Source organism: Staphylococcus auricularis (assembly GCF_051172115.1).
Classification (GTDB): domain Bacteria; phylum Bacillota; class Bacilli; order Staphylococcales; family Staphylococcaceae; genus Staphylococcus; species Staphylococcus auricularis_A.
This window is the reverse complement of sequence record NZ_JBPIZN010000002.1, coordinates 211,143-223,466: the sequence shown is the minus strand read 5'-3', so window position 1 is coordinate 223,466 and position 12,324 is coordinate 211,143. Positions and strand designations below refer to the sequence as shown.

Sequence of the window (12,324 nt, the reverse complement as noted above, 5' to 3'; positions counted from 1 at the left end):
GAAATGACGAATCTTTCCCATGATATGTTGAAAACATCCTAACCGTTATCTTAGGTATATAGCCTATTTTTCAAATCTTTATACATATTTTTCTGTAAAATTGGATAATTGCGACATTTGTGCGACTATTATTTTAATTTATTTTCGTAATGCAATATTTATTCTATTTATAATTTATATTTTTTTGATATTATAATGCTGTCACAATATCTTTACTTTGTCCCCAGTTATTGTTATCTTTAAATTGATTTTATCGTGTTCGGAGGTGTTATCATGAAGTTTATTTCATTTTCTGCGGCTACATCTCGTGGCTTAGACAAAAAGGTGAATCGTTTTTTAGAAGATAATCCGTACATCACTATTATAGAAACGAAGTTTTCAGCTGCATACGGCGGTGTTTATGTTGGGATTTTCTATAAAGAGAAATAACATCCCACACTTCAGCTTTAAATCAGCTTGCTACCTCGCCAATTCAATATCACCGTTTCACATACAAAAAGAGCTATGAAGTCATCTTCAAATGATGACCTCATAGCTCTTATTTTTGGCTTCAACTGAATTAGAAGAAGCGTTTTGCTGCTGTAGTTAATGGTGGGATTTCGTTGTAGTCTAATTTTTTATCTTCTGTAATTGAACGATATGCCCATTTACCATAACCATAAGCTTCGTCTTTAACGATTTTACCTGGTAGTGGTGCAGCAGTTGAATCGACGTAAACATTCACGATAGTTGGTTTGTTTTCAGCTAATGCATCTTCAACCACATCGTCGATTTTGCTTGAATCTGTAAGGTTGTAACCTACACCACCACAGCTTTCAGCAAATTGAGCTAGGTCAATATCTGTAAAGTCGATGGCGTATTCTAATTCACCTGCTGATTGTTGTTCGTATTTAATGAATGATAATTGTTCATTGTTTAATACGAAGATGACCATTGGTAAGTCATATTGGATTGCAGTTGCGAAGTCTTGCATTACCATTTGGAATGCACCGTCACCTGCGATACCGATAACTTGGCGGTTAGGGTAAGCACGTTTTGCTGCAAGTGCACCTGGTAACGCACAACCCATTGTTCCTAACCAACTAGAAACGATGAATTTGTTACTTGTTGTTAGGTTTAAGTAACGTGTACTCCAAACTGTAGAAGTACCTACGTCTACAGAGAAAATTGCGTCATCTGTAGAAGCTTTATTAATCGCATCCATTAAGCGTTCTGGACGGATTGGGTTACTGTTATTTGATTTATCTTTTCTCATCCAAGCATCCCAAGTCGCTTTACGTTCTAGTGATTTATTTAAGAATTCACGTTCAGTTACGTAGTTAATTGAATCTGTAAGTAATTGAAGTGCGAGTTTGCTGTCGCCTACAATACCTACGTTGACGTCAAAGCGATGACCGATGACTTCTGGATTTGTATCGATTTGGATGGCTTTGATATTTTTCTTAGGTAGGTAGTCTACATATGGGTAGTTTGTACCAAGCAAGATGAGTAAGTCAGCTTCTTGCATTGTTTGGTAAGACGGTTTAGTACCAATTTTACCTAAGTTACCTAAGTTGTATGGATGTGAATCTGGTAAGATCCCTTTCGCTGGTAAAGTGAAGATCGCTGGAATTTTAGCTGCTTCAATAAATTCACGAACTTCATCTTTAGCGTGTTGTGTACCTTTACCGATTAACACAACGGGACGTTTACTTTTATTAATGAGTTTTGTTGCTTTTTTAATATCACGTGGTTTTGGAGTGACACGTGCTGGTGGTGCTGTGTCAACTTTAGTGTTTGTTGTGTCTTTCACTTTGCGTGTTAATAAGTTGTTCGGCAAGATTAAGACAGAAACACCTTTTTTCTCATAAGCAGTGCGGATGGCTTCATTGACAATACCGAAAATATCTTTGTCATCTTCACTCACTTGGTGACTGTATACTGCAACACCGTCGACCATTTTTTTAATATCTGTTTCTTGGAATGCTTTTGTACCTAATGCTGTACTGTTAGATTGACCTGCTAAAATCAATTGAGGTACACCATCTAATTGTGCATCGTACATTCCGTTAAGTAAATGGATCACACCAGGGCCACCGATACTCAAAGCGACACCGATTTTACCTGTTAATTTTGTATAACTTGCTGCAGTTAAACTTGCAACTTCTTCATGACGCACATGGACGAAGTCGATACTTTCTCTTTCAGTACGTAAATTATCGACTACAGCATCGATAGAATCACCAGGGATGCCATAGATATGATCGATATCCCATACTTTTAAAGCTTTAACGAGAGCTTCATTTGCTTTAATTTTTGCCATGTTCAGAAAAACCCCTTTCATTAATTTAACCATGATATGATTACTTAACGTGAAACGCCCTTCACTTTGAACTAGTAGTCATTGTATTGTGTAGCCACAGCCGTAGACTTGCATATTGGTATTGATATGAAACGTTCCTCAATTGCTGTCGACCTACACTTTAAGCCCTATATCATTTTTAAATCCGTATAGATTTACTACAATACTTCAGTCTAAGCTACACTCACTTATAATAAAAATATTCATTTTTAATAGCACCTATTACTTTTTTCTATGGATAAGTGCTTTTTTATATACTTTGCCCTTTTTCTCGTTTTACAAACGTACTTTCATGAAATCGATCCACTTTCTCGTCGCATGACTTAAGTATTTATCCTTGCGCCAAATGACACCGAGCTCCCAACGCATCGCTGGATCATCAATATAGACGTTCGCAAAGTTATGATCTAAAATCTTAATAATATTCTCTGGTAAAATGCTGACACCAAGATGAGCATTTAATAAGTTTTCGATAAAGTTCCATTGTGAAATCTTAGAAATGGTTTTAGGCACAAAGCCTGCATTTTTAGCCGCTTCAATAATTTTGTCATTTAAGTAAAAGTTCTCATTGAATAAAATGAAGTCCTCATCTTCTAAATCTGCCATTTTAACAACATCTTTTTGTGCCAAGGGATGTTCTTGATGCAAGATCAATCTTAAATCTTCTTGATAAAGCGGCATCGAATGAAACATCGTTTTGTCTACGGGTAAGGTGGTGATTCCGATGTCGATTTCATCATTCGCGAGTTGCGCTTCGATCGTCTTACCCCCATTTTCGATAAAATTAAATGTGACCTTTGGATATTGTTGATGGAATTCACCTAAGATTTGGATGAATTTATTCATATTCATGACCGCAGATAATCCTATACTGATATGCCCTGTTTCTAAATCGAGAATGTGATTCATTTCAGTCGGCAGATTATGATAAAGTGCTAAGATTTCTTTACTTTTTTGGTAAAATATTTGTCCTGCATCTGTTAGGGAGAGTTGTCGTTTACTGCGATCAAACAGCGGCATCCCGAGCTCTTCTTCGAGATCCTTAATCGCTTTACTAATGGTAGGTTGGGCAATATAGAGGTGTTTTGATGCATTGGTCATACCGCCTTGATCTACCACTTCCACAAAATAATTCATATGTTTAATATCCACGTCACTTGCCTCCAACTTCATTCTATAACCTATCTCTCATTTATATGATAAAACGAATCATGACCCATGTCACCCTCCGATGTTAAATGAGTGCTCTTGGAGGTCACCTAACCATCTCAATTTCACCTTAATATTAAATTAATATCATAGGGGTATATAAGGGGTAATTCCACCTCTATATATTTAAAATAAATGAATACTCATTCATATATCTACGAGTATTATGACCTGATTTGTCGGGAATTGAGACAATTTCGTGATAGAAGATAGCGCTCCCATCACTTATATCAATAGGTTTCAGTGTATTTATAACACGCGAATTCAGCTGTTTTATGATATAATACAAGTGGCTCGAAATAGAGGCGATATAGTGACTTTTTTGAATTTATGCAAGATTTTGTTGGTGATGATACACCTTTAGGTGAATTGGCTCAATACATTAACAATGATGTCAACTTCCCTAAATCTGTCTCAGACACTCGACTCATTTTGCTATATTTTCACGATATTTCAATCGAAAAAAATATAGCTGTTAGTACAGTTAAACGAGCCATAGACTTATTTAGTCAATTCACTACATATAACCAATCAGCGGTAAAAGCGTAGGTTATCATCACTTCTAAATTCAAAGGGAAACGTCTCTTGTCCTTGGGCGAGTGGCTGTTTCTCTTTTGATTTTTTGTGTTCTATCATGTATCGAAGGGGTGCGTATATGCCCCTGTTTCACCCTTTGGATAGATCATAGAACGACAAAAGGAGTAGCACAGTATAGATATCGCTGTGCTACTCCTTTGATTATTAAGCCTTGTGATATGAGAGGCTAGATAGATTCATTTATTTTTTCACATTATTACAAATATTCATACTATTATCATGTGCTTTTTAAGACAATGTTGTATTTGGGCCTGTCGGTGTTTGATCCAATTTAATAATTTTAAAGCCAATAAAGCCATAGATAATGGAAATAATTGGAACTACATAGTTAAGTATCGCAAATGGTGCATACTCTGCAACGGATACCCCTAGTGTCGATGCGATAAAGACCCCGCATGTATTCCAAGGTACAAACACACTCGTTAGTGTCCCACCATCTTCTAAAGCACGTGACAGATTTTTAGGATGGAGCGCCTTTTCTTTAAAAGCTGAAGCATACATACGTGAAGGAACAATAACTGAGATATATTGTTCAGAACATGTCACATTCGTACCGAAACATGAAACAATGACAGAGGCGATTAATGTACCAGTACTTTTCGCAAACTTCAATATGACGTTAATCAATGCAGCAAGCATACCTGAATATTCGAGCACACCGCCAAAGGTCATGGCTACAAGTGTCAGTGATATCGTGTAAAACATCGATTCTAAACCACCACGATTAAATAACTCATTTACGAGTTCATTGTCCGTTTCAATCTTGTACCCTGTTTGCAGCGCTGTCATCGATTCAATGAGCGTACCCCCCTGTACAAAGATCTGAGCGAAGAAACCGAGGATGATACCGACTGTGATGGCAGGTACAGCAGGTACTTTCATCATAACTAGGGCGATGACAATCACCGGAACGATGAGGAGCCACGGAGTGATGACAAAGTTGTCCTGTATCGCAGTTAATATGCTGTCTATCTTTCCTGTATCGACATGGTTTTTACCATAACTCTGACCGATAAAGAAGAATGAAACTAAAGCAATCACTAACCCTGGTATCGTCGTATACAGCATGTGCTGAATATGTTCGAACAACGGTACGTCTGTCAGACCGGATGCGAGGTTGGTCGTATCAGATAATGGGCTCATTTTATCCCCGAAATACGCACCACAGATGACTGCTCCTGCAACCATGCCTGGTGACATCCCCATGCTGATCCCTATCCCCATCGAGGCAACACCGACTGTAGCCATCGTCGACCAACTACTTCCAATCGCTAACGATACTATGCCACAGAGGATGATGACGACCACTAGAAAGTAACGTGGGTCGATGAGTTGAAGTCCATAATAAATCATCGTTGCTACGATACCGCTACCAATCCACGAGCCGATGATGAGTCCGACTAACATAATGATGACGACAGCGGGTAAGGCATGCCGAATCCCCTTGTACATCATTTTTTCGACTTCCTCAAAGCGATACCCATGATACATCGTTACGATGATTGCTGTTGCTGTCCCAATCATAAGTGGTATATGTGGTTCTTTTTCAAGGACGGCGACGGTATAAAGCATCGCTCCAATCATAATGGCCAACGTGAATAATACGGATTTCAGTCCAAGTGGCCGTTTTGGTTTTCTCTTTTGCGCTTCTTTCATGAAAACACCCCTTTTTCTTTTATATTAATCAATTGTGTAACCGCTTTCAATAATTTGTATACATATTTATTAAACTTTATTTAAAATTATTTTCATTTACAATTTTAGTTATCTTTGAATTTATGATATTAAAATTGGACGTTTTTGCAACAATTTTAACGCCCAAATAAAAATAGGACGACATTTGCATGCTAATGTTTCAGATGGGTTACATTTCGTTGTATTAATGATGACGAATATTGTTATCTGCACCTTTTCCCTGTATGATGCTATTGATCAAATGAATCCATCGATTTAACAGAGGAGCTTTATTTCATGAAGTCATTTTTATGTCGTGTCGTCTTAGCTACCACAGTCTTATTATCTGGTACATTTACATATGAAACACTACAACAAACGCAAGTTTCCCATGCAGCTGTGAATTACTATTCGAAAAATAGTTGTGCGTGGTATGTATTTAATCGAAGAGCGCAATTAGGTAAACCTGTCTCTAATCAATGGGGCAATGCGAAACACTGGACTGCCAATGCAAAGCGTGCAGGTTATCGCGTAGGAAGAAAGCCAGCTCGTCATGCAGTGATGCAGTCACCTAAAGGGCGCTATGGCCATGTCGCTGTCGTCGAACACGTTTATAGAAACGGAAGTATCAAAGTCTCAGAATATAATTATAATCGACCATATGGTTATGGTACGCGTATTCTCAATCGTGCTATCGCAAGACAACATCACTTTATTTATTAAAGCAACTTAACTTAACCCATTTCACATAAATAAAACCACCTTAACGGGAGTGCATAGAGACGCCCATACTAACTTACATGTATATGGTGTTACCCTTCCCCCATTAAGGTGGTTCTTTCATATTGGTTTTATAATGAAATGTGTACCGGTCTGTCTTTTACAACTCACAGACACCATCTTATATAAAGTAGTTAGTTACGTAACCCTTCTAGAATACGCTTAGCTGCGGCTGTATTAGCACGTGGTTCTTGTTTCAACGCATTCGCTACTTGTGCAATTTCATCACCTTGCGCACCCACAACAATGGCAAGGGATTTATATTGTAAACTCATATGGCCTTGTTGAATACCTTCAGACACAAGCGCACGACATGCAGCGAAGTTTTGTGCTAAGCCGACTGCAGCGACCACTTCACCTAGCTCTTTCGCTGTTTCTACATGCATGAGTTCTAACGCTGCTTTAGCCATCGGTAATACTTTCGTACCTCCGCCTACTGTAGCTAACGTCATCGGCACTTCAATCGTACCAATAAGTCTTTGACGTTCACTATCATAATGCCATGTGGCTAACCCTTTATAATGACCATCTTTACTAGCATAAGCATGAGCACTCGCTTCGGTACCTCTCGTATCATTACCTGTAGCGAGTACCACTGCATGAATCCCATTCATTACACCTTTATTATGTGTAGCAGCTCGGTGGATATCGACTTGAGCAAGGTCTGAAGCACGGGCCATACGCGCAGCGACTGCTTCACCGTCTTTATCCCCTTTTGTTAGATCGGCCACATCAATTTCACCGGTTACGCTCACTACAGAGGCAGTCGCATGATTAGATAGAATACTCATCAGGATCTCTCTATCTGGCAACTCTTGGCTTAAAAATGCGGCAATGCCTTCTAATATCGTATTCAACATGTTCGCACCCATGGCATCCTGTGTATCTACGTACACTTTTAAAGAAACAAACTGTGCAGATTCAAATGTATCCACATCCATTTTACGGTAGCCGCCACCGCGTTCGATGATTGATGGATAAGCTTCATCCGCAATTTGTTTAATTTGGGGAGCTAAGTCTATGAGTTGTTGTTTTAACGCAGCTGTATCCGCAACATGGTCAAACACAACTTGACCGATCATCAATCGTTCACTAGAAACGACGTGGAAGCCGCCTGTTTTACCAACTAATTTTGCCCCGTAACTGGCAGCTGCTACAACAGAAGGTTCTTCAACCATCATCGGTACGACATAGTCTTTACCTTCAACCGTAATTTGAGGTAGTAACCCAACCGGCAAAGCACCTTGCGTGATGACATTTTCAATCAGACTATTTGCGACATCCTCATCGATTATTGCATTGTTTTCCAAAATGGCTTTGGTCTCTTCAGATAACCAGCCATGTGAGACCAGTTGCTCCAGTTTCTCTCGTCGTGGAAGATGTCGAAATGATTTATCTAATGATTGCATGGATTATTCCCCTTTCTTAACGTGTAATGCGAGACCTAAACCACCGCCGATACAACAAGTCGCAATACCAGACTGTTGTTGCTCTTGGTTCAAGATGTTAACCAATGTGGTAACAAGACGTGCACCACTTGCGCCGATAGGGTGACCGAGTGCAATCGCGCCACCATATAGATTTAATTTATCATCTGGAATACTCAAATTATTTTTCACTGCTAAACTTTGAGCTGCAAATGCTTCAGTTATTTCGATAACATCTATATCTGATAACTGTTGATTGGTTTTATCCAATAGTTGGCTTACAGCGTAATATGGCGCATAACCCATATAATCAGGTTCACAGCCCACTTCTGCGTATTCACCAAGCACACCTAAGATGTCATAACCTTGGGCTTTCGCATAATCTAATTCCATTAAAATCACTGCTGAAGCGCCGTCGTTGATACCTGACGCGTTACCGCCTGTCACGGTACCATTTTCTTTGAAGATGGTTTTTAATGTGCCTAATTTTTCAACATTACTATTAGCACGTATCCCTTCATCCGTATTCATTAATTCTCCATTCACATCTTCTAATGGCACAATTTCATTGGTGAATTTGCCTGCTTCTGTTGCTTCATGCGCTTTGTGTTGAGAGGCGTTCGCAAATTCATCTTGTGCTTCACGTGTAATGCTGTATTTTTCAGCGACCATTTCCGCTGTCACACCCATGGGTTCTTGTCTAAAGGCGTCCATTAAACCATCATGCATATGACTATCCACGGGTGTTTCTTTATCATCAAGCAATAATTGAGGCGCATTCGTCATACTTTCTGTGCCTCCGACTGCAACGACTTTCGCTTGGCCGAGTTGGATGAGTTGTTGACCTAAAATAACTGCTTTCAACCCAGAGCCACAAACTTCGTTCACCGTCATGGCTGGTGTAGTGTAAGGTAATCCTGCTGCGACACCAATTTGACGCGCTGTATTTTGTCCATTTCCTGCTTGTAAAACATTACCGAAAATGACGTTTTCAATGTCTTCTGGTTTGAGGTTGATTGCTTCCATAGCAGCAGATAAAGCATGTGTACCGAGTTCAACTGCTGAATAATTGCTCAATCTACCTTTATATCTTCCAATCGGTGTACGTTTTGCGCTAACAATTGCTATTTTATTCATATTAAAAAGTAAACTCCTTTATTGTAATTTGTAAAATTATTGTAAACATTCGTTGTATTTTGGTATGATACAGGTGCTATTCTAATAAAAAGAAAGGTAAGATACATCATGTCAATTGGTATTGATAAACTCAATTTTTACGTTCCACAGTTCTATGTAGACATGGCTAAATTAGCCAAAGCAAGAGATGTTGACCCAAATAAATTCTTAATTGGCATCGGCCAAACTGAAATGGCTGTCAGCCCAGTTAACCAAGATATTGTAGCGATGGGCGCTAATGCTGCCAAAGATATTTTAACTGAGGAAGAAAAAGAACAAATCACGATGGTGATTGTAGCCACTGAATCTGCTATCGATTCTGCAAAAGCTGCAGCCGTTCAAATCCACAACTTGCTCGGTATTCAACCGTTCGCACGTTGCTTCGAAATGAAAGAAGCTTGCTATGCAGCGACACCTGCTATTCACCTTGCTAAAGATTATCTTCAATCAAGACCGAAAGAAAAAGTGCTCGTTATCTCTAGTGATACTGCACGCTATGGAATTCAATCAGGTGGTGAACCGACTCAAGGCGCAGGAGCGATCGCGATGTTGATCTCTCATGAACCACGTATCCTTGAATTAGCAGATGACTCTGTCGCATTTACTGAAGATGTTTACGATTTCTGGAGACCAACTGGCCATAAATATCCACTCGTGGCTGGTGCGCTTTCTAAAGATGCCTACATCCACTCATTCCAAGAAAGTTGGAACGAATACGCGAAACGTTATGACCGCTCACTCAGTGACTTTGCGAGTCTATGTTTCCATGTACCTTTCACTAAAATGGGTAGAAAAGCCTTAAACTCAATTTTAACAGATGAAATTGATGATGAAACAAAAGAACGTCTTACAGAAGGTTACGATAACGCAACTTACTATAACCGTTATGTAGGGAATGTCTATACTGGATCTCTATATCTCAGCTTAATTTCACTCCTTGAAAACCATCACTTACAAGGTGGAGACACATTAGGCCTCTTCAGCTATGGCTCTGGTTCTGTGGGTGAATTCTTCAGCGCTAAAGTCGTTGAGGGCTTTGAAGAAATGCTAGATACTGAAGCACATCAAACAATGTTAAATCAACGCCGTGAAGTTTCTGTTGAAGAATATGAAACATTCTTCAAACGTTTTGACAACCTTGAACTCGATCATGACACTGATTTAGCTGGTGCGCAAAAAGGCATTTTCTACCTCGATAAAATCGAAGACGACATTCGTTATTATTCTACCTTAAATTAAGTGTTAAATCACTTGAAAATAATGTACAATTGACCACTTTTTCAGCGGGTCACATCATCCCTTTTTCAACATGCGTAAACGAATCGATGAAGTTTCTTTATGCGTTTGACATGCTTGGGACGCACATATTTTCATATCTATAAAGTACACCCCTTATCAAAATCATGATAAGGGGTGATTTTTACTGCGATCAAAGTATTGACCGCTTCAATTATTGAGTTATTTATTTTCATGTTGCTGAGGTTGTTCATCATAAGCGTGATCTACGTATTCCTGATAGCGCTTAGGATCTGGTTTAATCGTTAATCCTAAATCTTTACGCTCTCGGTTCGCATCTTTGTAAAATGCGATCATCATCAGAGCGACAACAAAGCTAAAGGGTAAGGCTGAAACCAATGCTGCAGATTGCAGTGCATTGAGTCCTGTATCGCCGCCAGCCAATAAGAGCACGTATGCAATCGCTGAAAATGCAACGCCCCATACAACTTTAACGATACCTGAAGGATTTAATGTGCCGAATGACGTTTGCATACCTAATACATACGCTGCTGAGTCACCTGATGTGACGAAGAAGCTGACGATAAGCGCAAGTGCGATAATAGATAATAAGAACCCAAATGGTAGATGATCAAATACACCAAACAATTGGGTTTCTGGCGGTAATTTAAAGATAGATTCGTGTGCTTGTCCTGTTTTAATACCTGTCGCACCAAATGTACTAAACCAGATAATACTGAAGACAACTGGTACACCTAAAACGCCGATAATAAATTCTCTGATACTGCGTCCTTTAGAAATACGTGCAATGAAGATACCGACGAACGGACTCCAGCTCATCCACCAGCCCCATGAATAGATCGTCCATTGTTGTAACCAATCCGATTTTTGCTCATTTAACGGTGCCACGTCTAAACTTTCAAATAAGAAGGTATTGAGATAAATACCTGTGCCCGTACTCATCATGTTTAGAATTAATAACGTCGGTCCAACAATAAAGATGACGAGCAGTATGATAATCGCAAGTACCATATTGAGGTTACTGAGGTATTGAATCCCTTTACTCAAACCGCTCCATGCACTGTATAAGAAGAGGATGGTAATTAAAGCAATAATAATTCCTTGAACGAGTGCATTGTTCGGAATGCCAAATAAGTAATTGAGGCCTCCGTTGATTTGGATTGCGCCGACACCCAGCGTAACCGCGACACCAATAACTGTCGCAAACACTGATAATGTATCGACAATGTCACCCCAAAAGCCATCGACACGATCACCTAAAATCGGTCTCAATGTTTTAGAAATTAAACCATTTTCTCCTCTACGGAACTGAGAATAAGCGATGATTAATGCCACAATCCCGTAGACGGCCCATGTGTGGAAACCAAAGTCCATAAAGGCTGAACGAAAGGCTTGTCCCATGGCCTCTTTCGTTTGTGGATCTGCAGTCGGTGGTGCGAGATAATGTGAAATCGGCTCTGCAGTACCGTAGAATACAAGCCCGATTCCCATTCCTGCACTGAATAACATCGCGAGCCATGAGAGTGTATTAAACTCTGGTTGATCTGTCGGTTTACCTAATTTCAACTTACCGATTGGACTCAATAGTAAAAAGACACAGAAAGCTAAAATAACGGTAAATAGTAAAATATAGTACCAACCAAATGTATCATTAATCCATGTTGAAATAATGCCTGCTACTTTGCCAAATTGTTGTGGAAATACTGCCCCTAAAATCACGAGTACAACCACGATAGAGATGGCATATATAAATACATTAGAAAATTGACGTTGATGTTTCGCCAATTGAAACGCCCCCTCAAAAAATTCAATAAGACGTTAAGTAGCATATCACACTCGTCAAATAATTCAATGTTACAAAAA

General features: G+C 39.3%; 10 protein-coding genes. 4 read left to right on the top strand and 6 right to left on the bottom strand.

Annotation, left to right across the window (positions count from 1 at the left end; translation table 11 throughout):
- The first annotated feature begins 273 nt into the window (after nt 1-273).
- Entirely contained in the window at nt 274-429 is a 156-nt protein-coding gene (locus tag ACSBRB_RS05250) for a hypothetical protein (protein WP_169791264.1), read from the top strand.
- A gap of 130 nt (nt 430-559) precedes the next feature.
- On the opposite strand, the gene ACSBRB_RS05245 is transcribed toward ACSBRB_RS05250, so the two are convergent.
- A complete protein-coding gene (locus ACSBRB_RS05245) occupies nt 560-2,302 on the bottom strand; it encodes a pyruvate oxidase (protein WP_059107993.1) in 1,743 nt (580 codons plus the stop codon).
- Between the two features lie 315 nt (nt 2,303-2,617).
- Nucleotides 2,618-3,493 carry a cidABC operon transcriptional activator CidR gene (gene cidR, locus ACSBRB_RS05240; RefSeq protein ID WP_059107992.1) on the bottom strand — a complete coding sequence of 292 codons (876 nt, stop codon included), beginning with the start codon at nt 3,491-3,493 and terminating at the stop codon, nt 2,618-2,620.
- Nucleotides 3,494-3,880: 387 nt separating this feature from the next.
- Between cidR and ACSBRB_RS05235 the strand changes: the two genes are divergently transcribed.
- Entirely contained in the window at nt 3,881-4,099 is a 219-nt protein-coding gene (locus tag ACSBRB_RS05235; protein ID WP_325967183.1) for a YozE family protein, read from the top strand.
- Between the two features lie 276 nt (nt 4,100-4,375).
- Here the strand turns inward: ACSBRB_RS05235 and nhaC are convergent, their stop codons facing one another.
- Nucleotides 4,376-5,803, bottom strand: coding sequence for a Na+/H+ antiporter NhaC (nhaC, locus tag ACSBRB_RS05230; protein WP_203070629.1), 1,428 nt, complete (start codon nt 5,801-5,803; stop codon nt 4,376-4,378).
- A gap of 315 nt (nt 5,804-6,118) precedes the next feature.
- Between nhaC and ACSBRB_RS05225 the strand changes: the two genes are divergently transcribed.
- Entirely contained in the window at nt 6,119-6,544 is a 426-nt protein-coding gene (locus ACSBRB_RS05225; protein ID WP_059107990.1) for a CHAP domain-containing protein, read from the top strand.
- A 191-nt stretch (nt 6,545-6,735) separates the two neighbouring features.
- Here the strand turns inward: ACSBRB_RS05225 and ACSBRB_RS05220 are convergent, their stop codons facing one another.
- Together ACSBRB_RS05220 and ACSBRB_RS05215 are read right to left on the bottom strand one after the other, a co-directional pair.
- Nucleotides 6,736-8,010 (bottom strand): hydroxymethylglutaryl-CoA reductase, degradative, encoded by a 1,275-nt coding sequence (locus ACSBRB_RS05220; RefSeq protein ID WP_150888091.1) that lies wholly within the window; start codon nt 8,008-8,010, stop codon nt 6,736-6,738.
- 3 nt (nt 8,011-8,013) lie between these two features.
- Entirely contained in the window at nt 8,014-9,165 is a 1,152-nt protein-coding gene (locus ACSBRB_RS05215) for a thiolase family protein (RefSeq protein WP_435031897.1), read from the bottom strand.
- 108 nt (nt 9,166-9,273) lie between these two features.
- On the opposite strand from ACSBRB_RS05215, the gene ACSBRB_RS05210 reads away from it, so the two are divergent.
- Nucleotides 9,274-10,443 (top strand): hydroxymethylglutaryl-CoA synthase, encoded by a 1,170-nt coding sequence (locus tag ACSBRB_RS05210; RefSeq protein WP_059107987.1) that lies wholly within the window; start codon nt 9,274-9,276, stop codon nt 10,441-10,443.
- Nucleotides 10,444-10,662: 219 nt separating this feature from the next.
- On the opposite strand, the gene ACSBRB_RS05205 is transcribed toward ACSBRB_RS05210, so the two are convergent.
- Nucleotides 10,663-12,246 (bottom strand): BCCT family transporter, encoded by a 1,584-nt coding sequence (locus tag ACSBRB_RS05205; RefSeq protein WP_435031896.1) that lies wholly within the window; start codon nt 12,244-12,246, stop codon nt 10,663-10,665.
- Nucleotides 12,247-12,324 lie beyond the last annotated feature (78 nt).